General features: G+C 70.6%; 15 protein-coding genes and 1 pseudogene. 10 read left to right on the plus strand and 6 right to left on the minus strand.

Annotation, left to right across the window (positions count from 1 at the left end):
* Positions 1 to 45: 45 nt before the first annotated feature.
* Positions 46 to 681: pseudogene (locus QQM39_RS12420) on the plus strand (GNAT family N-acetyltransferase).
* A gap of 3 nt (positions 682 to 684) precedes the next feature.
* Here the strand turns inward: QQM39_RS12420 and QQM39_RS12425 are convergent.
* From QQM39_RS12425 to QQM39_RS12450, 6 genes are all read right to left on the minus strand, one after another.
* Positions 685 to 1,317 carry an ADP-ribosyltransferase gene (locus QQM39_RS12425; protein ID WP_301996748.1) on the minus strand — a complete coding sequence of 211 codons (633 nt, stop codon included), beginning with the start codon at positions 1,315 to 1,317 and terminating at the stop codon, positions 685 to 687.
* 91 nt (positions 1,318 to 1,408) lie between these two features.
* The gene (locus tag QQM39_RS12430) at positions 1,409 to 2,596 is read right to left on the minus strand and encodes a YncE family protein (protein ID WP_301996749.1); all 1,188 of its coding nucleotides are present in this window, start codon (positions 2,594 to 2,596) and stop codon (positions 1,409 to 1,411) included.
* A gap of 371 nt (positions 2,597 to 2,967) precedes the next feature.
* A complete protein-coding gene (locus tag QQM39_RS12435) occupies positions 2,968 to 3,471 on the minus strand; it encodes an ATP-binding protein (RefSeq protein WP_301996750.1) in 504 nt (167 codons plus the stop codon).
* Between the two features lie 320 nt (positions 3,472 to 3,791).
* Complete coding sequence (locus QQM39_RS12440) at positions 3,792 to 4,559, minus strand: enoyl-CoA hydratase/isomerase family protein (RefSeq protein WP_128437360.1); 768 nt, start codon at positions 4,557 to 4,559, stop codon at positions 3,792 to 3,794.
* 108 nt (positions 4,560 to 4,667) lie between these two features.
* On the minus strand, positions 4,668 to 5,909 hold the full coding sequence (locus QQM39_RS12445; RefSeq protein WP_301996752.1) for an Ig-like domain-containing protein: 1,242 nt from the start codon (positions 5,907 to 5,909) through the stop codon (positions 4,668 to 4,670).
* A gap of 170 nt (positions 5,910 to 6,079) precedes the next feature.
* Positions 6,080 to 7,321: an Ig-like domain-containing protein gene (locus QQM39_RS12450; RefSeq protein ID WP_301996754.1), complete on the minus strand. Its 1,242-nt coding sequence runs from the start codon at positions 7,319 to 7,321 to the stop codon at positions 6,080 to 6,082.
* Positions 7,322 to 7,479: 158 nt separating this feature from the next.
* On the opposite strand from QQM39_RS12450, the gene glgX reads away from it, so the two are divergent.
* From glgX to QQM39_RS12495, 9 genes are all read left to right on the plus strand, one after another.
* Complete coding sequence (glgX, locus tag QQM39_RS12455) at positions 7,480 to 9,735, plus strand: glycogen debranching protein GlgX (RefSeq protein ID WP_301996755.1); 2,256 nt, start codon at positions 7,480 to 7,482, stop codon at positions 9,733 to 9,735.
* Positions 9,736 to 9,949: 214 nt separating this feature from the next.
* Positions 9,950 to 11,836, plus strand: a complete 1,887-nt coding sequence (locus QQM39_RS12460; RefSeq protein WP_301996756.1) for an ABC transporter ATP-binding protein — start codon at positions 9,950 to 9,952, stop codon at positions 11,834 to 11,836.
* The gene (locus QQM39_RS12465; RefSeq protein ID WP_301996757.1) at positions 11,833 to 13,689 is read left to right on the plus strand and encodes an ABC transporter ATP-binding protein; all 1,857 of its coding nucleotides are present in this window, start codon (positions 11,833 to 11,835) and stop codon (positions 13,687 to 13,689) included. Before QQM39_RS12460 ends, QQM39_RS12465 begins: the two co-directional genes overlap by 4 nt.
* Positions 13,690 to 13,727: 38 nt before the next feature.
* Positions 13,728 to 15,449: an ABC transporter ATP-binding protein gene (locus QQM39_RS12470; RefSeq protein ID WP_301996759.1), complete on the plus strand. Its 1,722-nt coding sequence runs from the start codon at positions 13,728 to 13,730 to the stop codon at positions 15,447 to 15,449.
* A 104-nt stretch (positions 15,450 to 15,553) separates the two neighbouring features.
* Complete coding sequence (locus QQM39_RS12475; protein WP_302003562.1) at positions 15,554 to 17,305, plus strand: ABC transporter ATP-binding protein; 1,752 nt, start codon at positions 15,554 to 15,556, stop codon at positions 17,303 to 17,305.
* A 59-nt stretch (positions 17,306 to 17,364) separates the two neighbouring features.
* A complete protein-coding gene (locus QQM39_RS12480) occupies positions 17,365 to 19,410 on the plus strand; it encodes an NAD(+) synthase (RefSeq protein WP_301996761.1) in 2,046 nt (681 codons plus the stop codon).
* Between the two features lie 356 nt (positions 19,411 to 19,766).
* On the plus strand, positions 19,767 to 21,833 hold the full coding sequence (locus QQM39_RS12485) for a M4 family metallopeptidase (protein WP_301996762.1): 2,067 nt from the start codon (positions 19,767 to 19,769) through the stop codon (positions 21,831 to 21,833).
* A 212-nt stretch (positions 21,834 to 22,045) separates the two neighbouring features.
* Positions 22,046 to 23,707 (plus strand): M4 family metallopeptidase, encoded by a 1,662-nt coding sequence (locus tag QQM39_RS12490; RefSeq protein WP_301996763.1) that lies wholly within the window; start codon positions 22,046 to 22,048, stop codon positions 23,705 to 23,707.
* A gap of 93 nt (positions 23,708 to 23,800) precedes the next feature.
* On the plus strand, positions 23,801 to 24,313 hold the full coding sequence (locus QQM39_RS12495) for a DUF1990 domain-containing protein (protein WP_301996764.1): 513 nt from the start codon (positions 23,801 to 23,803) through the stop codon (positions 24,311 to 24,313).
* The last annotated feature ends 20 nt before the right edge of the window (positions 24,314 to 24,333 follow it).

Here is a 24,333-nt window from a genome sequence, read left to right on the forward strand (position 1 = left end):
GGGCTTCCAGCGGGTGGAGACTCAAGGAGCGGGACGGGGGCGGTCGTGGCCAAGACCTTGCGGGACATTCTCGACGCGGCGGCGCGGGGTGTCTTCCCGCCTACGGACGGCCGTACGACGGTGGTCCCCCAGCCCTCCCCCCGGAACGCGGGCGTCCTCGCCTTCACCGCGCACTCCGTCGTCTTCACCGACGAGGATCCCGCGTGGGTGTACGCGGCACTGCGCGACGTCGACTGCGACGAGCCGGCCGCACCGATGAACCCGCGCTTCCTGGCGGCCCTCATGGAGCGGACGGGGCGCACGGCCGAGACCATCGACGCGGTGCTGGTCGGCTCCGCGTTGCCGGGTGAGCCGTCGCTCGCGCTGACGTAGATCGAGGATGCCGGCCACCCCCGGATCGTCTATGCCCGACGGCGGCGCGACGACGTGCGCGCGTGGGCGGCGGACGGCTGCGTGCTGGTGATGGGGCGCGGCGTCGCCGGGCGACTGGAGGTCTCGGTCGAGGTGGACGACGAGGTACGGCACAGGGGGCTGGGGCGGCTGTTGGTGACGGCGGCCCGGCATCTCGTCACGGAGCCGCTGTGGGCGCAGGTCGCCCCGGGGAACGCCCGCAGCACGCGGGCGTTCCTGGCGGCCGGCTACCGGCCGGTGGGCGCGGAGGCACTGCTGCACGCCGGGTAGGCGTCAGTGCCAGGCCTCGTAGTGCGGGTTGCTCTGGCAGCCGCTCATGATCTCGACCTTGGTCGTCTTGTTCACCGGACAGACGCCGATGATGTACTTCCGGGCGATCCCGCCGGGGAAGGCGACCTCGACCTGGTCGGCCCATTTGTGGGTGTCGCCGATGGTCTTGTTGACGTCGATGCCGCCGGGGGCGTCGATGTAGTAGTTCCAGCCCGACTTCCACCAGTTCTTGTACAGGTCGTGGTCGTAGCTCGTGGACACGTACGGGGAGGGCTGGTTGACCAGGACGTACTGCTCCAGGTCGTACTGGCCGTTCACGACGTCCTTGGGCTTGAAGCCCTCCTCGAAGACGATGTTCGGGCCGCGGCCGTCGGCCCGGTAGAGCGTGCCGCAGGTGGTGCGCCACGCGGGCTCGGGAGTGATGCGGTCGACGTCGACACGGCGGTCGACGGCGGCCTTGACCTTGTCGTCGTACTGGACGGGGCAGGCGGCCGGGGCGGGGGCGGCGGCCTTGACGGCGGTCGTGCGAGCCGAGGCGGGGACGGTCTCGGGAGCCGTGGCGGCCGTCGTCGCGAGGACGGCCGAGAGGGACAGGACGGCGGCAGCGGCCCGCCGCCGCAGGCGAGTTGTGATCATGAGGAGCACGATCCCGGGCCCGTGGCGGCGAGTCGTGGACCGTCACCCGTACGGCGGCGTGTCCACTGACCGCAGGTCAACTGGGCTTCGGCTAACGGAAGATGCCGGTGTGGCCGAGGGAGTAGCGGCCCGGCTGCGGGTAGACGGCGAGGCCGTGCGGGCCGCTGCCGACGGGGATACGGGCGAGTTGCTCGCCGGTGCGGGTGTCGATGGCGTACACCTCGGCGTCGTAGCGGCCCGACAGCCACAGCACCTTGCCGTCGGCGGAGACGCCGCCCATGTCGGGGCTGCCGCCGTCGGGGAGGTGCCACTTCTTGGTGAGCTTGTTCTTGGTGAAGTCGAAGACGGAGACGCTGCCCTCGCCGCGGTTGGAGACGTACATCTCGCGCGAGTCGCGGCTGACGTAGAGGCCGTGGCAGCCCTTGCCGGTGGGCAGGAGGGTGGGCTCGGTGAACTTGTCGCCGTCCAGGACCCACATGCCGTCGGCCATCATGTCGGCGATGTAGAACCTCTTGCCGTCCGGGGAGACCTTCACGTCCTGCGGCATGGCTCCGTCGAAGGGCAGTTTCTGCTGTCCTACGACCTTCATGCTCTCCGTGTCGACCTTCAGCAGCTCGCCGCTGAACTCGCAGGAGACGATGAAGTAGCGGCCGTCGAGGGAGAAGTCGGCGTGGTTGACGCCGTAGCAGGTGACCGGCTCGGTCTTGATCCGCTTCATGGTGTGGGGGTCGCGGAAGACGAGTTCGCGGTCGAGGGAGGCCATGACGACGGCGTACTTGCCGTTGGGGGTGAAGTAGAGGTTGTAGGGGTCGTGGACCTCGACCGGCTTGCCCGCCTTTCCCGTCTTCGGGTCGATGGGGGTGAGGGTGTGGCCGCGGTTGTTGTTGACCCAGAGGGTCTTCAGGTCCCAGGACGGGACGACGTGCTGGGGCTGGCGGCCTACGGGGATCGTCTCGATGATCTCGTACGTCTTCGGGTCGATGACGGAGACGGTGTCCGACTCGGTGTTGGGGACGTAGACGCGGGACGGGAAGTCCTTGACGACCGGGGAGAGCTTGTTGGGGCGGTCGGCGGCGTAGACGTCCTTCGGGTCGAGGACGGGGGGCATGCCGGGGAGGCCGTCGAGGGGCTTCTTCTCCGGTGGGGCGGGGATGGCGGCCTGGGTGCCGCCGGGGGGCTCGGGGGCGGGCCGGGGCTTGTCCTTGGCGGACTCGGTGCCGCAGGCGGCGAGCGCGAGTAGGCCTACGCCGGCGAGGAGGGTGCGGTGGAGGAGGTTCATCGGCAGTTCTTCCAGTACGGCGGGAGGGCGGCGACCGGGGCCGTGCGGCCGGAGCGGCGATCGGTAGTGATCACTCGACCATTTAATGAGGATTACGTCTAAAAACGCACGATTCACTCGATAAGCGGTCTGTTCGGGTCGTCGCTGCCTGGTTGTTCTCACCCCCGCCGCCCCTGCCCGTCCCATCCTTGAAGGGGCTCCGCCCCTTCGACCCCGCCAGGGGGCTGCCGCCCCCTGGATCCCGCCTTCGGCCCTGAACGGCCTCCTCCTCAAACGCCGGACGGGCTGGGTGATGCCGGTCGGCCCCAGGGCCAGGAATGGCGCGGGGTCGGCCGCAGGCGCGGGGCACCCGGTAGGCCGAGAGGCGCGGGCTAGCGGTCTGCCACCCTCATCTCGAACCATGTCGTCTTGCCGCGTGGCAGCAGGTCCACGCCCCAGCGGTCGGCGAGTTTGTCCACCAGGAACAGGCCCCGGCCGCTGATGTCCATCTCCTGGACCGGCATCAGGCAGGGCAGGCCGCGGGAAGGGTCGCGGACCTCGATGCGGATCCAGCCTCGGCGGCGGCGCATGCGGAGGCCGAAGACGCGGGCGCCGGTGTGGCGGACGGCGTTGCCGACCAGTTCGGAGACGAGCAGGACCGCGTCCTCCGTCATCTTCGGGGTCAGGCCCCACTGGCGCAGGACCACCACCTGGGCCAGCCGCCGCGCCGTCGCCGCGGACTCGGGGCGGGACGGGAGCGGAACCTCCGCCTCCGTGGGATTGCCGAACAGCTCCAAAACCTTGGAGGCAGCTTCGTCCTCGGCCGCCGGCGACCAGCGCGCCGCGGCAGCACGGCTGTGTCCCCGCGGCTGTTCGATACCCTCCAGCCCCGCCATGCCCCCATCATGGCCGCCGACAGGGCCCTCCGGGGCCGTTCCGGCGGAATACGCCCCCCGGAATCCCCCATTCCGGCGGACCCCTTTGGCATATGACAGTGGCAGTTCGGCATCGCCCACAGCCCCTCTGACCTGCGACGAAGGGTCTGTTGCAGGCAATCGACGGGCTCCCTCGACAAGGCACGCTTAAGGTTGCCTTAAGGCTGCCATAAACCGCCCCATCGAGGGACCCGGATCAGACATCCCGTCAATTGCAAGTGGTTCGGGGGAGTTTCGGGCCGGACTTGTGCCGGGTCTCGCCCATCGGCTCTCGCCGGCCGTCAGAGGAACTTCGCCTTGCCCGGGCCCTCCTCCACGAAGCTCCGCATCCCCCGCTCACGGTCCTCCGTCGCGAACAGCCCCGCGAACCAGCCCCGTTCCACCGCGAGGCCCGTCTCGATGTCCGTCTCCAGGCCCGTGTCGATCGACTCCTTCGCCGCACGCAGCGCGATCGCCGGACCCTGCGCCAGCTTCGCCGCCCAGGCGTGCGCCTCGGCGTAGACCTGGTCCGGCGCCACCACGCGGTCCACCAAGCCCAGCTCCCGCGCCTCGTCGGCCTTCACCATACGGCCCGTGAAGATCAGGTCCTTCGCCTTCGACGGGCCGATCAGGCGGGCCAGCCGCTGGGTGCCACCCGCGCCCGGGATCAGTCCCAGCAGGATCTCCGGCTGGCCCAGCTTGGCGTTGTCCCCGGCGATCCGGTAGTCCGCGCACAGCGCCAACTCGCAGCCGCCGCCGAGCGCGTAGCCCGTCACGGCCGCCACGACCGGCTTCGGGATCCGGGCCACCGCCGTGAACGACTCCTGCAGGGCCCGTGCGCGCAGGACCATCGCCGTGTGGTCCATGGCCTGCATCTCCTTGATGTCCGCGCCGGCCGCGAACACCTTCTCCCCGCCGTAGATCACCACGGCCCGTACGTCGTCACGACGGCCCGCCTCCTCGGCGAGTTCCTTGAGCCTGTCCTGGGTGGCGACGTCCAGCGCGTTCATGGGCGGACGGTCGAGGCGGAGGGTGCCGACGCCTTCGGCGACTTCGAGATTCACGGTCATGGAGGCAGGTTAACGGGGATTAACGGCTGCGGCCCCGGTGCAGTACCTCACACCGGGGCCACGGATCGCCGTAGGCCTACGCCTTCCCTACGTCTTCCTGCGCCTTCCCTACGCCTTCCACTTCTCCCACGGCATGTTCCAGCCGTTCAGGCCGTTGTCGGGAGCGACCGTCGCGTCGTTGGAGTTCTTCACGACCACCACGTCGCCGATCATCGAGTGGTTGAAGAACCACGCGGCCGGCGTGCTGCCGTCGTAGGCGCCCTTGACGTCGCGCAGGCCGATGCAGCCGTGGCTGGCGTTGTAGTTGCCGAAGGCGCCGCCGCCCCAGTAGTTGCCGTGGATGAACGTGCCGGAGTCGGTCAGGCGGGTGGCGTGCGGGACGTCCGCGATGTCGTACTCGCCGTCGTAGCCGACGGTGTCGCCGTTCATGCGGGTCTCGACGAACTTCTCGGTCATGACCATCTGGCCGTTCCAGGTGTCGTACCCGGGCTTGCCGGTGGTGACGGGGATGGTCTTGATGACCTTGCCGTCCTGTGTGACCTTCATCTTCTTGGTCTTCACGTCGACGACCGAGACCTGGTTGCGGCCGATGGTGAAGGAGACCTTCTTGTCCTGTTCGCCGTAGACGCCGGGGCGGCCCTCGACGCCGTCGAGGTTGAGGTCGACCGTGACCTTCGTGCCGGCCTTCCAGTACTTCTCGGGACGGAAGTCGAGGCGATCGTTGCCGAACCAGTGGCCCGCGACCTCGACAGCCGGCTCCGTCTTGATGGTGATGGCCTTCTCGACGTCCTCGGGGTTGGTGATGCCCCGGGTGAAGCGGAGGGAGAACGGCATTCCGACGCCGACCTTGGAGCCGTCCTCCGGCGTGAAGGTGCCGAGGAAGGTGTTCTTCGGGGTCAGGGTGGTGAAGTCGGCCTCCTCTGCCGCCTCCAGGCCCTCGGCGTCCTTGGCGACCGCGTGCACCGTGTACGCCGTGGCGGCGGCGAGGTGCGTGGACGGCGTCCAGGTGGCGCCGTCGCCGGATATCTTGCCGTCGATCGCGTTGCCCTTGGCGTCCTTGACCTCGACGTCCGTCAGCTTGCCCTTGGCCGCCGTCACCTTCAGCGCGCCGCTGGTGTCGACGGACTTGGCGCCGTCGCCCGGAGCTATGGTCACGACGGCCTGGGACTTCTTGGCCTCGGCCGTGCCGGAGTCCTTGCCCTTGCCGTCGCCGGACCCCGAGTCCGATCCCCCGCCCCCGCCGCACGCGGTGACGGCGAGCAGCAGCACTCCGGCCAGTGCCGCCAGCCCCTTGCGCCCCTGCCTCCCGCGCGCGTCAACCGACGCCCCCGATATCGGCCGCACGTTCAAGTCCTTCTCCCCTCCCCGGGCCTGGTCAGGCCCGCGCCCCCGCGCGTTTGCCGCGCGCACCGGCGCATATTAACCACAAGGTCATCGGCGTCGGCGCCGCGCGTTTGTCACCGTTCCGTTCCAACATCGGCAGATAGCCGGTTGGTCGAGCAACTCGCCCCCCTTTCCTGTTACTTCACCGCACTCCCTGCCTTCCACTCCTTCCAGCCCATATTCCAGCCTCCGAGGCCATTGTCGGGAGCGACCTTTTTGTCGTTGCTGCGGACGACCTCGACGACGTCCCCGATCAGGCTGCGGTCGAAGAACCAGCCCGCGGGCGTCTCGGAGCCGCCGCCCTTGACGTCCCTGAGCCCCACGCACCCATGGCTGACATTGCTCCGTCCGAAGACCGAGGCGTCCGCCCAGTAGTTGCCGTGCAGGAAGGTGCCGGAGTCGGTGAGGCGCATGGCGTGCGGGACGTCCGGGATGTCGTACTCGCTCTTGCCGTTGGCCTTCTTGAAGCCGACCGTGGCGCCGTTCATCCGGGTCAGCTCGAGCATCTCGGTGACCACCATCTTGCCGTTGTACGTGGTGTTCTTGGGTGCGCCGGCCGTGATCGGCACGGTGGTGAGCAGCTCGCCATCGCGCCGTACCTCCATGGTGTGCCGGGCCGCGTCGACCAGGGAGACCTGGTGGCGGCCGACGGTGAAGGAGAACGTCTTGTACTGCAGTCCGTACACGCCGGGCGCGCCCTCGACGTCCCGCAGGCGCAGCGCGACGGTGACCTGGGTGCCGGGTTTCCAGTAGTGCTCGGGGCGGAAGTCGAGGCGGGCCCTGCCGAACCAGTGCGGGCGGATGTCCACGGCCGGCTCGGCGGTCACCTGCACGGCGCGTTCGACGGCCGCCCGGTTCTCGATCTCGCGGTTGAACTCCAGGGAGACGATCATTCCGGTGCCGACGGTGGAGCGGTTCTCCGGGGTGACGTATCCGATGAACCGCTCTTCGGGGACGTACGTGGTGAAGGTCGTGTGCCGTGCGCTGCGACGCCCCTGGCCGTCTACGGCCACCGCGTCGATCGTGTACTTGGCGGCCAGCGCGAGCCCCGGGTCCTCGGGCTCCCAGCGCCGGCCGTCCTCGGAGATGTGCCCGGGCACCGGGGACTCCTGGGCGTCCTGGGACTTGACGACCTCGACGGACTCCAGGCGCCCGTCGGCCACGCGGACGAGCAGCCTGTCGTCGGGGCGTACGCCCTTGCTGCGGTCGTCGGGCGTGACCCGGATGACGTCCTCGGGCGCCGGCGGTTTGCCCAGCATCTGGTCGACGCCACCGCCGTCCGCAGTGCAGCCGGCCACCCCGGCCAGCAGGCCGGCCCATGTCAGTACGGCGGCCAACACGGCCCCCGCGCGCCGCGCGCGCCCTTGTACGTGCCTCACGAAGACCCCAACGACCGGGGCGGCCCTGGGGAAACGTGAGTGCGAGCCACCCGGTGGGCAGAACAGTGGGGAGGACGACGCGACGGGGAGCCGCGGACGGGACACCGTGGGCTCTTCCTCCCCATTCGTGTGGTCCCTGAGCCGTGGGAGGCCGACAGGTGTCGAGCGCAGCCGAGCAGGAGGCGGTGGCCGGTGCGGTCGCCGCTGAGGAGGGGCGCCCGGCCGCCGTCGTGAACGGCGCGCGGCGCAAGGCCCCTGCCGTGCCCGTGTGGCCGGGCACGCCCGTGCCGCTCGGCGCCCGCTTCCGGGTCGGCCCGGACGGGGTGGCGGGCACCAACTTCGCGCTGTGGGCGGGGGGAGCGGAGGCGGTCGAGCTGTGTCTCTTCGACGAGCGAGGCGATGAGATCAGGGAGACGCGGGCCAGGCTCACCGAACTGACGCACGAGATCTGGCACGGCTTCGTGCCGGGAGTCATGCCGGGGCAGCGCTACGGCTACCGGGTGCACGGCCGCTGGGACCCGTGGACCGGCGGCCGCTGGAACCCGGCGAAGCTGCTCCTCGACCCGTACGCGCGCGCGGTGGACGGCGACTTCAGTCTGCCGCCCGAGGTGTACGGGCATGTCCGGGACTGGCCCCAGCAGCATGTCGCCGACACCGTGCGCGACGACCGGGACTCGGCGCCGTACGTCCCGAAGGGTGTCGTCGTCCACGATGACTACGACTGGGCGGACGACCGCCGGCCGAAGACGCCGTGGGCCGACTCGGTGATCTACGAGGTGCATGTACGGGGGTTCACGAAGCTGCACCCCGGGATTCCGGAGGAGCTGCGGGGCACGTACGCCGGTCTCGCGCACCCGGCGGCCGTCGAGCACCTGGTCAAGCTGGGCGTGACGGCCGTGGAGCTGCTGCCGGTGCACCAGTTCGCGCACGAGGACCATCTGCTCCGCAAGGGCCTGCGCAACTACTGGGGCTACAACTCCATCGGCTACTTCGCCCCGCACGCCGCCTACGCCGCCTCCGGTACGACCGGTCAGCAGGTCGGCGAGTTCAAGCGGATGGTGCGTGCGCTGCACGCGGCCGGGATCGAGGTCATCCTCGACGTCGTCTACAACCACACCGCGGAGGCGGGCGAGCTGGGCCCGACGCTGTCGCTGAAGGGCATCGACAACCGGGGGTACTACCGGCTGCAGTCGGACGCGCGCCGGTACGCGGACTACACGGGCTGCGGGAACACGCTGCACGTCGTCCAGCCGCACGTGCTGCGGCTCATCACCGACTCGCTGCGGTACTGGGTGACGGAGATGGGGGTGGACGGTTTCCGGTTCGACCTGGCGGCCGCACTGGCCCGCTCCATGCACGACGTCGACATGCTGTCGCCGTTTCTGGCGGTGATCGCGCAGGATCCGGTGCTGCGGCGGGTGAAACTGATCGCCGAGCCGTGGGACGTGGGGTCGGGCGGATATCAGGTGGGCGCCTTCCCGCCGCTGTGGACGGAGTGGAACGACCGCTACCGCAATGCCATACGGGACTACTGGCGGGGCGCGCTGCCGGACGTGCGGGATCTGGGGTACCGCCTGTCGGGGTCGAGCGACCTGTACGCGTGGGGCGGGCGGCGGCCGTACGCCTCCGTCAACTTCGTGACCGCGCACGACGGTTTCACGCTGCGGGACCTGGTCTCGTACGAACGCAAGCACAACGAGGCGAACGGGGAGGGCAACCGGGACGGGTCGAACGACAACCGGTCCTGGAACTGCGGGGCCGAGGGCGAGACGGACGACGAGCGCGTACGGGCGCTGCGGCGGCGGCAACTGCGGAACCTGCTGACGACCCTGCTGCTGTCGACGGGCGTGCCGATGCTGGTCGCGGGGGATGAGCTGGGGCGCACCCAGCGGGGCAACAACAACGCCTACTGCCAGGACAACGAGATCAGCTGGCTGGACTGGGGGCTGCTTCAGGACCCGGGCTGGAAGGCGCTGTTCGACCTGACCTCCCGGCTGATCGAGCTGCGGCACCGGCATCCCGTGCTGCGGCGGCGGGCGTTCTTCTCCGGGCGGGCGCACTCGGCCGACGGGCTGCGGGACCTGGCCTGGTTCACCCTGCGCGGCTCGGAGATGACGGAACGGGACTGGTACGCGCCCGCCGCCACACTGGGCATGTATCTGTCCGGGCGGGACATCCCGGGGCGGGACGAGCGGGGGGCGCCGATCCTCGACGACAGCTTCCTGGCCGTCCTGCACGCCGGGGACCAGCCGGTGAGTTTCGTGCTGCCGGGGCCGCCGTGGGCGCAGCGGTACGAGGTGGTCGTCGACACGTCGCGGGAGGAGCAGGGGGAGGCGCCGGGGGTGGAGCACCGGGCGGGGGCGGCGATCACGGTGCCGGCGCGGGCGGTGCTGCTGCTGCGGGTGGTTCGCTGACGGCGGTTTGCTGACGGTGGTTTGCTGACGGTGGTTTGCTGACGGTGGCGTTTCAGCGGAATCACGTGAGGAACCCCGGGGCTTCAGTCCCCGGGAGGTATCGCGTCTGGTCTGTACGACCGCTCGAACGCGCAGGTCGTAGGTCCAGCGGCCGATCGCGGACCGGCCAAAACTCGGTGGGCAGTGTCAGTGGCGATCCGTAGGCTCGCTGATGATGGTGACGACAGGTGCAACCGCCGAGGACAGCTCTGGCCGATCCGACCGATCCGACCGGTCCGACCGTTCCGCCGTACGTACGCTGCTGCGCCTGTGGCCGTACGTCCGGCCGGTGCGGGTGCGGTTGTTCACGGCCGCGTTCGTGGCCGTGCTCGCCTCGTGTGCGGGGCTCGTCATTCCGCTCGTCCTGAAGTGGATGGTGGACGGGCCCGTCACCGACCGGGATCCGGCCGGCGTGTGGCTCGGGGCGCTGTATCTGCTGCTGCTCGGGCTCGGGGAGGCGCTGCTGTTCGGGCTGCGGCGGTGGCTGGTGGCGCGGCCGCTGGCGGGCGTCGAGGCGGGGATGCGGGCGGATCTGTACCGGCATCTGCAGCGGCTGCCGGTGGCCTTCCACGACCGGTGGCCGTCGGGGCAGTTGCTGTCGCGGGGCACGACCGATCTGATGCTGCTGCGTATGTTCCTCGCGTTTCCGCTGACATTCCTGCTGGTCAACAGCGTGACCATCCTCGTCGGCGTGATCATCATGCTGCTTCAGGACTGGACGCTGGGGCTGGTGATCCTCGCTCCCGCCGTGCCGATGATGGCGATGTGCTTCGCCTTCGAGAAGCGGTACGCCGCCGTGGCACGGCGCGCGCAGGACCAGGTCGGCGACCTGACGACGGTCGTCGAGGAGAGCGTGCTCGGGATCCGGATCATCAAGGGGTTCGGGCGGCATCGCAGTCAGGCGCGCGCGTTCCGTGAGCTGTCGCGGACGCTGCGGGGCACGGAGTTGCGCAAGGCCCGCCTGCTGGCCGTCATCTGGGCGGTCATCGTGACGCTGCCGGAGGTCGCCATCGGGGCGGCCCTGGTGTTGGGGGTGGTGCAGGTCGCCGACGGGGTGTTGTCGGCCGGCACGTTGGTCGCGTTCCTGTCGACGGCTCTCGCGCTGCGGTGGCCCGTGGAGTCGATCGGGTTCCTGCTGGCGATGAGTCAGGAGGCGGCGACCGCGACCGAGCGCTACTTCGAGGTGATGGACGAGAAGCCCGAGGACCCGGGGGTCCGGGCAGCGGCGGACGACCGCGCCGGCCTCGGACTGCGCTTCCACGACGTGCGGTTCCGCTACCCCGACGCCCCCTCCGGCTCCCCTCCCGTCCTCGACCACATCGACCTGCACATCCGCCCCGGCGAGTCCATGGCCCTCGTCGGGGCCACCGGCAGCGGGAAGACCACGCTCACCGCGCTCGTGCCCCGGCTGCACGAGCTGACGTCCGGGCGGATCACGCTCGACGGCGAGGACATCACCGCGATGACCCGCGAAGAGCTGCGCTCGCTCGTCGCCGTCGCCTTCGAGGAGCCCACGCTCTTCTCGGCCAGCGTGGGGGAGAACGTGCTGATGGGGGCCGAGGGCGGCGCCGGGAGAGCCGAGTTGGAGCGGGCGCTCGGGGTCGCGCAGGCCGACTTCGCCCACGCGCTTCCGCAGGGCACCGACACCCAGGTCGGTGAGCAGGGCCTCAGCCTCTCCGGTGGTCAGCGGCAGCGGCTGGCGCTCGCGCGGGCCGTCGTCGGCCGGCCCCGCTTCCTCGTCCTCGACGATCCGCTCTCCGCGCTCGACGTGCACACCGAGGCCGCCGTCGAGGCCGCCCTGCGGGAGGTGCTCGCCGAGACCACCGCCCTCATCGTGGCCCACCGCCCGTCCACCGTGCTGCTCGCCGACCGCGTCGCCCTGCTCTCCGGCGGCCGTATCACCGCCGTCGGCACCCATCACGAACTGCTGCGCGGCAACGCCGAGTACGCCCATCTCATGTCCGGCGTGGACGGCACGGACGGTGCGGACGGCACGGACGGTGCGGATGAAGCAGACAGAGCAGACAGAGCGGACGGAACCGGCGAGGAGGCCCACCGATGACGGCACCCACCACGGCCGACGCCCCGGCCAAGGACAGCCCGAAGAACCAGTCCGGCGACGCCCGCGACCTCTTCGACCGCGACGTCCTGCCCACTCCCCCGGGCGCCACCGCCGCCCTCCTGCGCTCCCTGCTCGCCCCGATGAAGGCCCACGTCGCCTTCACCACGCTGCTCCTGCTGCTCCAGCAGGCGGCCGTCCAGGCGGGCCCGCTGCTCGTCGCGTACGCCATCGACGAGGCCGTACCGGCGTTCCGGCGCGCCGACCACGGGCCGGTCATCGCCGTCGCCGTCGGCTACCTGCTGTGCGCCGCGGCCGCCGGGGCCCTGCAGTACGCGTTCATCCTCGCCTCCGCCCGCGTCAACCAGGACGTGCTGCTCGACCTGCGCGGCCGTATCTTCCGCCATGCCCAGGCCCTGAGCATCGACTTCCACGAGCGCTACACCTCGGGACGGCTCATCTCCCGCTCCACCACGGACGTGGAGTCCCTGCGCGAACTGCTCAGCGAGGGCCTGCAGGAACTCGTCACCGTCATCCTGTCCTTCGTCTACATCTCGGCGATGCTGCTCTGGCTGGACCTGGGCCTCGGTGCGGTCGCGGTCGCGTCGTTCGTGCCGTTGTACGGGCTCGTGCGGCTGTACCAGCGGCGCGCCAAGCGGGTGTACCGGCTGCGGTCCACCGCGATCGCCGCCGTGATCGTCAAGTTCGTCGAGACCATGAACGGCATCCGCCCGGTGCGCGCCTTCCGTCGCGAGGCCGCCAACGACGCCGACTTCGCCGTACTCAACAAGCGGCACGAGCGGACGAACGGCGACGCGCTGCTGGAGATGGCCCGTTACGTCATCGGCTCACGCCTGGTCGCCAACACGGCCGTCGCGGGGATCGTGCTGTGGGGCGCCCACCGGGTCGCGAACGGTTCGCTGGCCCTGGGTGTGCTGGCGGCGGCCGTGCTGTATCTGCGGCGGCTGTACGACCCGATCGACCGCCTCGGCATGTTCCTCAACTCCTACCAGTCGGCGGCGGCCTCCCTGGAGAAGATCGCCGGACTGCTGGCCCAGACGCCGTCCGTGCCCGAGCCGTCGGAGCCCACGCAGCTCCCGGCCCTGGAGAGCGAGCACCCCGGCCGCGAGGTCGTCTTCGACGGCGTCCGGTTCGGCTACCGCACCGGCGGCGAGGTGCTGCCCCGCTTCGACCTCACGATCCCGGCCGGGCAGACCGTCGCGGTCGTCGGCTCCACCGGCGCGGGCAAGTCGACGCTGGCCAAGCTGCTCGCCCGGTTCTACGACCCCTCCGAAGGACGGGTCCTGCTGGACGGGGTCGACCTGCGCGAGCTGGCCGTGCCCGAACTGCGGCGCGGGGTGGTGATGGTGACGCAGGAGGCGTTCCTGTTCTCCGGCACGGTCGCCGAGAACATCGCCATCGGCCGGCCCGACGCCACCCGCGAGGAGATCGAGCGGGCGGCGAAGGCCATCGGCGCGCACGACTTCATCAGCTCGCTGCCCGACGGCTACGACACCGACGTACGCAAACGGGGCGGCCGTATCTCCGCCGGTCAGCGTCAACTCGTCGCGTTCGCAAGGGCGTTGCTCGCCGATCCGGCCGTGCTGATCCTCGACGAGGCGACCAGCTCGCTCGACATCCCGGGCGAGCGGGCCGTGCAGCGCGCGATGTCGACGGTCCTGCACGGGCGTACGGCCGTCGTCATCGCGCATCGGCTGTCCACGGTGGAGATCGCGGACCGTGTGCTGGTCATGGCGGACGGGAAGATCGTCGAGGACGGCACACCGGCCGAACTCGTCGCGGGGACGGGCAGGTTCGCGGATCTGCACCGGGCGTGGCGGGACAGTCTGGCGTAGCCGAACGGCACGAGCACGGAACGAGGCACGGGGGAACGATGATCGACGCGTACGAGGATCCGGGCGAGCCCGACTGTCGCGGTAGCGCCCGGTACCTGTGGTGGCTGGTCACCCAGCAGGCGGGGCGGTCCGCCCTCGGGTCCCTGATCTCCGCCGTCTGGATGGTGCTGCTGGCGGCGACGCCGTATCTGCTCTCGCGCGCCGTGGACGAGGGCCTGGCGCCCGGTGACTACGCGGCGCTGATCGCCTGGACCGGTGTGCTGGCCGGGGTGCACGTGTTCAACGCCTGGCTGAGCATCATGCGGCACCGCACGATGACGCGGGTGCGGATGGACGCCCTGTTCCGCACCATCAAGGTCCTCGTCGGGCAGTCGGTCCGGCTGGGCGCCGCACTGCCGCGCCGGATCGGGACCGGGGAGGTCGTCACCATCGGGGTGGGTGACGTCCACACGATCAGCAGCTGCCTGACCGTCATCGGCCCCGGTTTCGGCGCGATCGTCGCCTATTTCGCGGTAGCCGTGCTGCTGGTGTCCGTTTCGGTGCCGATCGCGGTCGTGGTGCTGCTCGGAATGCCGGCGATCGCCGTACTCGTCGGCCCCCTGCTCGGCCGGCTGCAAGGCACCGAGACCGAGTACCGGGAGCGGCAGGGCGTACTGACCGCACGGATCGCCGACCTCTCGGGCGGCCTGCGCGTCCTCAACGGCCTCGGCGGCAAGGGCCTGGTCGCCGACGCCTTCCACCGCGACTCGCAGCGGCTGCGCGCGCAGGGGTACCGGGTCGGGGCGGTGACCAGCTGGGTGCAGGCGCTCGGGGTGGGGCTGCCGACGCTGTTCCTGGCGGTGGTGACGTGGCTGGCGGCCCGGCTGGCCGCCCAAGGGGCCATCACGGTGGGCGAGTTGGTGTCGGTCTACGGCTATGTGGCGGTCCTGGTCCGCCCGATGGCGTTCGTCGTCGAGATGGTCTACCAGGTCTCGCGCGGCATCGTGGCGGCGCGGCGAGTCGTACGGTTCCTGCGCCTGGAGCCGATGCCCGACACCGGCACCCTCGACGCGCCCGCGGAGCCGGCGGCACTGCACGACCCCGAGTCCGGGGTGCGGGTGCTGCCGGGCCGCCTGACCGCCCTGGCCGCCGCACTGCCGGCCGACGCCACTGCCGTCGTGGACCGCCTCGGCCGCTACGTGCCCTCAGCGGCGACCTGGGGCGACGTACCCCTCAGCGAGATCGCGTTGCCGCAGCTGCGGGCACGCGTCCTGGTCGCCGACCACGAGGCCGACCTGTTCGCGGGCACGCTGCGGGAGCTGATCGCCGGCCACGCGGGCCCGGACGGCCTGGACGAGGCGGCCATCACAAGGGCGGTCCACACGGCGGTCGCCGAGGACATCGTCCGGGGCCTGCCCGACGGCCTCGACACCCCGATCGACGCCCAGGGCCGCAACCTCTCCGGCGGCCAACGCCAACGCGTCCGCCTGGTCCGCGCGTTGCTGGCCGACCCCGAGGTACTGCTGGCGATCGAGCCGACGTCCGCTCTGGACGCCCACACCGAGGCACGGGTCGCGGAACGCCTGCACGCGGGAAGGCGGGGCCGTACGACGGTGGTGACGACGACGTCCCCCTTACTCCTGGACCAGGCGGACACGGTCCACTTCCTGGTCGACGGCAAGGTGGCGGCCACGGGCACGCACCGAGAACTCATGAACAGCGAGCCGGGATACCGAGCCCTGGTAGCACGGGACGAGAACGCCGAGGAGCTTGCCAAGTGACGGGAGAGCAGCGCCCCTCAGGAGCGCGGGGAACTGCGCGACAAGCCACGAAGCACCCGCACCCGGCAGACGACCCCAAGTCCCGAGCTCTCGCCCGCCGAACCCTGCCCATCGCCACCCCCAAAGACGTCCGCCGAGCCACCCTCCGCCTGATCCGAGCCGACACCAAAGCCTTCACAGCCACCCTCGCCCTGAACTCCCTCGCAGCAATCGCCGGCCTGGCAAGCCCTTGGCTGGTGGGCCGCATCATCGACGAAGTCAGACGCGGCGGCGGTGTAACGGCCGTCGACAAACTGGCCCTGGCCATCCTGATGGCCGCAGCAGCCCAGCTGCTGCTGGCCCGCTGGGCACGGTACGTCGGCCACAGGTTCGGGGAACGGACACTGGCGCGCGTCCGCGAGGAATTCGTGGACCGCACCCTCGCCCTCCCCGCATCCGTCGTGGAACGAGCCGGCGCAGGCGACCTCACCGCCCGCGGCACCACAGACGTCGCCCTCGTCGGCACGACCCTGCGCGACGTCGGCCCCGAACTGCTGATCAACTCCGTACAGGCCCTGTTCCTGCTGGCCGCGGTCATCACCCTGGACCCCTTGCTCGGCCTCTGCGGAGTACTCGGCTTCGGCGGCATCTGGTGGGCCATGCGCTGGTACCTGCGCCGCGCCCGCGACGGCTACCTCGCCGAGGGGGCCGCCACATCGGAGGTCGCGGAGATCCTCGCGGCGACCGCGACCGGCGCCCGCACGGTGGAGGCCCTGCGCCTCGAACGGCGACGCGTGGCGGCGAGCCGCGACGCGCTGGAGACGTCCCGCCGCACCCGGTTCCACACCCTGTTCCTGCGCACCGTCTTCTTCCCGGCCGTCGAGGTGTCGTACGTCGTCCCCGTGGCGACGGTCCTGCTGCTCGGCGGCGTGCTGCTGGAGCGGGGCGCGCTGAGCCTGGGCGCGGTCGTCGCGGCCGCCCTGTATCTGCAACGGCTGAGCGAACCGCTGGACGAGATCCTGATGCGGGTCGAGCAACTGCAGAGCAGCGGCGCCTCGTTCGCTCGCGTGGAGGGCCTGGCCCGAGCCCCGCGGGCGACGGAGACCGGCTCGCCGACCCCCGCGGACGACCGGATCGACGTGACGGGCGTGCGCTACGCCTACGACCGCGGCGGCGAGGTCCTCAGCGACGTCGACCTGACCGTGAGGCCGGGCGAGCGTCTCGCCGTCGTCGGCCCCTCGGGCGCCGGGAAGACGACCCTCAGCCGACTCCTGGCCGGTGTCGACGCGCCGACCGCCGGCTCGGTCACGGTCGGCGGCGTCCCGGTCGTCGCGCTCGGCCCGGAGCAGCTGCGCCGCCAGGTCGTCCTGGTCACCCAGGAGCACCACGTCTTCCTCGGCACGGTCCGCGACAACCTCCGTATCGCCGAACCGTCCGCCACGGACGAGGAGTTGTGGGCCGCCCTCACCGCGGTCGGCGCCGACACCTGGGTGCGGGAGCTGTCCAACGGCCTCGACACGGCGCTGGGCGACGGAGGCTGCCGTACGGACGGCTCGCAGGCCCAGCAGCTCGCCCTCGCCCGCGTGGTGCTGGCCGACCCGCACACCCTGATCCTCGACGAGGCGACGGCCCTGCTCGACCCGACGACCGCCCGCCACACCGAGCGTGCCCTGGCCGCCGTACTTCAGGGCCGCACGGTCATCGCCATCGCCCACCGCCTGCACACCGCGCACGACGCGGACCGCGTGGCCGTGATGGAGAACGGCCGCCTCATCGAGCTCGGCACGCACGACGACCTGGTCGCGGCGGGCGGGGCGTATGCGGCGCTGTGGCGGTCGTGGCACGGGGAGCGGCCCGCCTCGCCCGGAACGGCGTAGGCCTGATCAGGCGATCTATGCTCGGTACCAGCACTGTCCGCTTCTCCTGGGGAAGTCCGTTGAACTTCTGGTCGATCTACGAGCACGGCTTCGCGCGGGTCGCCGCGTGCACCGGCCACACCGTCATCGCCGACCCGCAGGCCAACGCCGAGGCGGTGCTGCGGCAAGCGCGCCGGTGCGCGCGGGAGGGGGTCGCCGTCGCCGTCTTCCCCGAGCTGGGCCTGACCGGCTACTCGATCGAGGACCTGCTGCTCCAGGACGCGGTGCTCGACGAGGTGGAGCAGGCGCTCCGGGCCGTGGTCGCCGGATCGGCGGAGCTGCTGCCCGTGCTGATCGTGGGCGCCCCGCTGCGTCACCGCCACCGGATCTACAACTGCGCGGTGATCGTGCACCGCGGCCGGATCCTCGGCGTCGCGCCGAAGTCGTACCCGCCGAACTACCGGGAGTTCTACGAGCGGCGCCAGATCGCGTCCGGCGAGGACGAGCGCGGCGGGACGATCCGCGTCGGCGGCGAGGAGGTGCCGTTCGGCGTGGACCTGCTCTTCGAGGCGGAGGACGTCCCGGGGCTGGTGCTGCACGCGGAGATCTGCGAGGACATGTGGGTGCCGGTGCCCCCGAGCGCGGAGGCGGCGCTGGCCGGTGCGACCGTGCTCGCCAACCTCTCGGGCAGCCCGATCACGGTGGGCCGGGCCGAGGACCGGCGGCTGCTGTGCCGGGCGGCGTCCTCGCGCTGCCTGGCGGCGTACGTCTACTCGGCGGCGGGTCTGGGCGAGTCGACCACGGACCTGTCCTGGGACGGGCAGACCATGATCTACGAGAACGGCGTGCTGCTGGCCGAGTCGGACCGCTTCCCGCTCGACGACCAGTACGCGGTGGCCGACGTCGACCTCGACCTGCTGCGGCAGGAGCGGCACCGGATGGGCACGTTCGACGACAACCGCCGCGCCCACGCCGCGCGGACCGGGGACTTCAGGCGGGTGCGGTTCCGGCTCGACCCGCCGGCGGCGGACCTGGGGCTGAAGCGCCGGGTCGAGCGCTTCCCGTTCGTGCCCGCGGACGCCGAGCGGCTCGCCCTGGACTGCTACGAGGCGTACAACATCCAGGTCGCGGGCCTCCAGCAGCGGCTGGCCTCGATCGGCGGCCCGAAGGTCGTCATCGGGGTGTCCGGCGGCCTGGACTCCACGCACGCGCTGATCGTCGCCGCCCGGGCGATGGACCGCGCCGGGCGCCCGCGCAGCGACATCCTGGCCTTCACCCTGCCCGGCTTCGCCACCAGCGACCACACCAAGGACAACGCCCACAAGCTGATGAACTCCCTCGGCGTCACCGCGGCCGAGCTGGACATCACGCCGACCGCACGGCTGATGCTCAAGGAGATGGGCCACCCGTTCGCGTCCGGCGAGCCGGTGTACGACGTCACCTTCGAGAACGTGCAGGCCGGGCTGCGCACCGACTACCTGTTCCGGCTCGCCAACCAGCGCGGCGGCATCGTGCTCGGCACCGGCGACCTGTCGGAGCTGGCGCTCGGCTGGTCCACGTACGGCGTGGGCGACCAGATGAGCCACTACAACGTCAACTCCGGTGTGCCGAAGACGCTGATCCAGCATCTGATCCGCTGGGTCATCGGCAGCGGCCAGTTCGACGAGGAGACCGGCAGGACGCTGGCCGCGATCCTCGACACGGAGATCAGCCCGGAGCTGGTGCCGGGCGAGGAGATGCAGTCCACGGAGTCGAAGATCGGCCCGTACGCGCTGCACGACTTCACGCTCTTCCATGTGCTGCGGTACGGCTTCCGGCCGTCGAAGATCGCCTTCCTGGCCTGGCACGCCTGGCACGACCCGGAGGCCGGTGCCTGGCCGCCGGGCTTCCCCGAGGCCAAGCGGGTGGCGTACGACCTGGCCGAGATCCGGCGCTGGCTGGAGGTCTTCTGCCGTCGCTTCTTCGCGTTCGCACAGTTCAAGCGCTCGGCCATGCCGAACGGGCCGAAGGTCTCGGCGGGCGGTTCGCTCTCCCCGCGCGGCGACTGGCGCGCCCCGTCCGACGGTACGGCGCATGCGTGGCTGCGGGATCTCGACCGCTTCGACGTGCTGGGCGCCGAGCAGTAGGCGCTGCGGCGGGGACATGTGGGCCCATCCATCCGACTCGGGTGGATGGGCCCCTACCGTTCCGGTCCGTATACCGAACATGAACTCCCGGACAACGAACGATTTCCGGCCAACTTCCTGACGCGGTCCTGACAGAAACCGCAATCAGCTGGCACTCTTCCCACGGCCGCGACACAGCAACCCCACAGCACCGTCACACGGTGGCGCTCGCGGCTGAACTCCCGCACGCGCACGTCGTATTCCGCACGCGCACGTCGTTCTGCGTACCACCTCGCACCTCGCTCTGCCCGGACGGCCCACCCGCCGGCCGGTCTCCCCTGGCCGCGTGACCCGCGGCCGCGCAGAAGGAGTCAGTGTTGAGAGACAGTTCCTCCCACAGACGCACCTCCCACACGACGCGTCGTCACACCACGCACCGCCGGGCCGCCGCCGTCGCCCTCGTCGGCGTTTCCGCCCTGATCGCCGCGGCCGTCCAGTCGGGCGCCGCCACCGCAGCTCCGGAGAAGGCACCGTCGGCCGCGGGCAAGGTCATACCGGGCGCGGAGTCCGTCAAGCTCTCCCCCGCCCAGCGCGCCGCGCTGATACGCGAGGCCAACGCCACCAAGGCGGACACCGCGAAGGACCTGGGCCTCGGCGCCAAGGAGAAGCTGGTCGTCCGTGACGTCGTCAAGGACGGCAACGGCACGGTCCACACCCGCTACGAGCGGACGTACGACGGCCTGCCCGTCCTCGGCGGCGACCTGGTCGTCGAGACCGCGAAGTCCGGTGCGACCGAGGCCGTCGTCAAGGCCACCCGCGCCGCCATCAAGCCGGCCACCACCAAGGCCACCGTGCCCACGGCCAAGGCGGAGAAGCAGGCGCTGGCCGCGGCGAAGGCGGAGGACGCCAAGAGCCCCGACGTCAACCGGGCGCCGCGCAAGGTGATCTGGGCCGCGAACGGCAAGCCGACCGTGGCGTACGAGACGGTCGTCGGCGGCTTCCAGCACGACGGCACCCCGCAGGAACTGCACGTCATCACCGACGCCACCACCGGCGAGAAGCTGTACGAGTGGGAGGCGATCGAGACCGGCACCGGCAACACGGTGTACAGCGGGACGGTCAACCTGACCACCACGCAGTCGGGTTCGACGTACAACCTCACCGACGGCGCTCGCGGCAACCACAAGACGTACAACCTGAACCGCGGCACCTCCGGGACCGGCACCCTCTTCTCGGGCGCCGACGACGTCTGGGGCAACGGCAGCCCGTCCAACCTGGAGTCCGCGGCCGCCGACGCGCACTACGGTGCCGCGCTGACCTGGGACTACTACAAGAACGTGCACGGGCGCAGCGGCATCCGCGGCGACGGCGTGGGCGCCTACTCCCGGGTCCACTACGGCAACAACTACGTCAACGCGTTCTGGTCCGACAGCTGCTTCTGCATGACGTACGGCGACGGCTCGGGCAACGCCAACCCGCTGACGTCGATCGACGTGGCCGCGCACGAGATGACCCACGGGCTCACCTCCAACACGGCCGGCCTCAACTACAGCGGCGAGTCCGGCGGTCTGAACGAGGCCACGTCCGACATCTTCGGCTCGACGGTCGAGTTCTACGCCAACAACTCCTCCGACGTCGGTGACTACCTCATCGGCGAGGAGATCAACATCAACGGCGACGGCACCCCGCTGCGCTACATGGACAAGCCGAGCCAGGACGGCTCGTCCAAGGACGCCTGGTACTCGGGCATCGGCTCGATCGACGTGCACTACTCGTCGGGCCCCGCCAACCACTTCTTCTACCTGCTGAGCGAGGGCAGCGGCACCAAGACGATCAACGGTGTCACCTACAACTCGCCCACCTCGGACGGCCTTCCGGTCACCGGCATCGGCCGGGACAAGGCGGAGAAGATCTGGTTCCGCGCGCTGACCACCAAGTTCACCTCCACGACGAACTACTCGGGCGCCCGCACCGGCACCCTCGCGGCGGCCGGTGAGCTGTACGGCACCACGAGCGCCGAGTACAAGGCGGTGCAGGACGCCTGGGCGGGCGTCAACGTGGGCTCGCGCTCCGACGGCGGGGGCGGCGGAGGCGGCACGTCCTTCGAGAGCGGAACCGACGTATCGATTCCGGACAACGGATCGGCCGTGACGTCCTCGATCACCGTCTCCGGCCGGACCGGCAACGCGCCGTCCAACCTCCAGGTCGCCGTGGACATCGTCCACACCTACATCGGTGACCTCAAGGTGGACCTGGTCGCCCCCGACGGCTCGGCGTACACGCTGAAGGGGTACGGCACGGGCGGCAGCACGGACAACCTCAACACCACGTACACGGTGAACGCGTCCTCCGAAGTCGCCAACGGCGTCTGGAAGTTGCGCGTCCAGGACAACGCGGCCGTCGACACCGGTCACATCAACAGCTGGAAGCTCACCTTCCCGTAGGCCCGTTCGCGGTCTGCCCAGGACAGGGCGCCGTCCCGGTGGGTTCAACTCCCGTCGGGGCGGCGCCCGTTCACATGTCCGAAACATTTACCGGACAGTCAACTTTCGGCCAACATCACCACACCCTCCTGACATGTACGCGCCCCAGGTGTCACTCTTCGTGCACCCGCCGCACAAGCACCCCCTGCACTTCCCCCACAAAAGGAGCTCGTGTGACCCCCCTCTACGCGCGTCACAAGCGCACGACTCTGGCCGTCGCCACCGCCGTGGCGGCCGGAGCCCTCCTCACCACCGGTCTGACCACCGGCACTTCGGCCGCCGCTCCCGTGGACGCCGGCACCAAGGCGACCCCGCTCGCCGTCCCGGTCGCGCTGGCCCCCGCGGCACGCACCGCCCTCATCAAGGACCAGCAGGCCGAGGCGGCCGAGACCGCCGACGCGATAGGCCTCGGTGCCCAGGAGAGACTGGTCGTCAAGGACGTCGTCAAGGACGCCGACGGCACGGTCCACACCCGCTACGAGCGCACCTACGCCGGCCTGCCCGTCCTCGGTGGAGACCTGGTCGTCCACGAGTCGGCGTCCGGCGGGGCCTTGGGCGTCACCAAGGCGACGAAGGCCACCCTCAAGGTCGCCTCGCTCAAGCCGGCGATCACCGCGGCCAAGGCCGAGGGCCAGGCCGTGAAGCTGGCCAAGGCGGCCGGCTCGGAGAAGACCGAGGCGGACAGCGCGCCCCGCAAGGTGATCTGGGCGGCGAACGGCAAGCCGACCCTCGCCTACGAGACGGTCGTCGGCGGCCTCCAGGAGGACGGCACCCCGAACGAGCTGCACGTCATCACCGATGCCGCCACCGGCAAGAAGCTGTACGAGTACCAGGGCATCGAGACCGGCACCGGCAAGAGCCTCTACTCGGGCACGGTCACCCTCGGCACGACCCTGTCGGGCTCGACGTACAACCTCACCGACGGCGGGCGCGGCGGCCACAAGACGTACAACAAGGCCCGCAGCACCAGCTCCTCCGCGGGCACGCTGTTCACCGACGCGGACGACACGTGGGGCACCGGCGCCGCCTCCAGCTCCTCCAGCGACCAGACGGCCGCCGTCGACGCCGCCTACGGCGCCCAGACGACCTGGGACTACTACAAGAACGCCTTCGGCCGCAACGGCATCAAGAACAACGGCGTGGCGGCGTACTCCCGCGTCCACTACGGCAACGCGTACGTCAACGCCTTCTGGTCCGACAGCTGCTTCTGCATGACGTACGGCGACGGCGAGGGCAACACGAAGCCCCTGACGTCCCTCGACGTGGCCGGCCACGAGATGACCCACGGCGTCACGTCGAACACGGCGGGCCTGAACTACTCGGGAGAGTCGGGCGGCCTCAACGAGGCGACCTCGGACATCTTCGGCACAGCGGTGGAGTTCTACGCGGCGAACTCGTCCGACGTCGGTGACTACCTCATCGGCGAGAAGATCGACATCAACGGCGACGGCACCCCGCTGCGCTACATGGACAAGCCGAGCAAGGACGGCAACTCGGCCGACTACTGGTCGTCCTCGCTGGGCGGCCTGGACGTCCACTACTCCTCGGGCCCCGCGAACCACTTCTTCTACCTCCTCTCGGAGGGCAGCGGCTCGAAGACGATCAACGGGGTGAGCTACGACTCCCCGACGTCCAACGGCTCGACGGTCACGGGGATCGGCCGCGCCAAGGCGGCTCAGATCTGGTACAAGGCGCTGACGGAATACATGACGTCGACCACGAACTACAAGGCCGCCCGCACGGCGACCCTGAGCGCGGCGTCCGCCCTGTACGGCTCCGGCAGCACGGAGTACAACGCGGTGGCGTCGGCCTGGTCGGCGGTCAACGTCAGCTGAGCACCGGCCTTTGAAGCAGGACTGTCGGGAAGACTGAGTGGGGCGGCACCCGGGACGAAGGCATCCCCGGGTGCCGCCTTACTCTTGGGACCCATGTCCTTCACGTACGACGACGTCGGCGCGACCCGGGAGCCCGGCTTCTGCCCGCCCGGCTTCCACCCCCTGCACGTCCGCACCCGCATAGGCGAGGGCGAGGACGTCTTCCGCAGAGCCGCCGACGCCGTCATGACCTGGCGGATGCACCGCGCGATGGGCGTCGGCATCGACGCCTCGGCCGACCGCGCGGCCCCCGACGCCGACGTCACGGTCACCCTCGCCGGCATGATCAAGGCACCGTGCCGGGTGGTGTGGACGGTGGAGGAGTACCGCCGGGTGGGGTGGGCGTACGGGACGCTTTCCGGTCATCCGGAGTGCGGCGAGGAGTCGTTCATCGTGGACCGCACGGGGGACGGCACGGTGTGGCTGACGGTGAACGCGTTCAGCCGCGGGGCGAAGTGGTACGCGCGGGCGGGGGGACCGGCCACGCGGGGGTTGCAGCATGCTTATGCGCGGCGGTGCGGCAATGTGCTGCGGCAGCTGTGCGAGCGAGAGCTCGAAGAGGGCTGAGGAACACCTCAGCCCTCGAG

The sequence above is a fragment of the Streptomyces sp. DT2A-34 genome, from assembly GCF_030499515.1.
Taxonomy (GTDB): Bacteria; Actinomycetota; Actinomycetes; order Streptomycetales; family Streptomycetaceae; genus Streptomyces.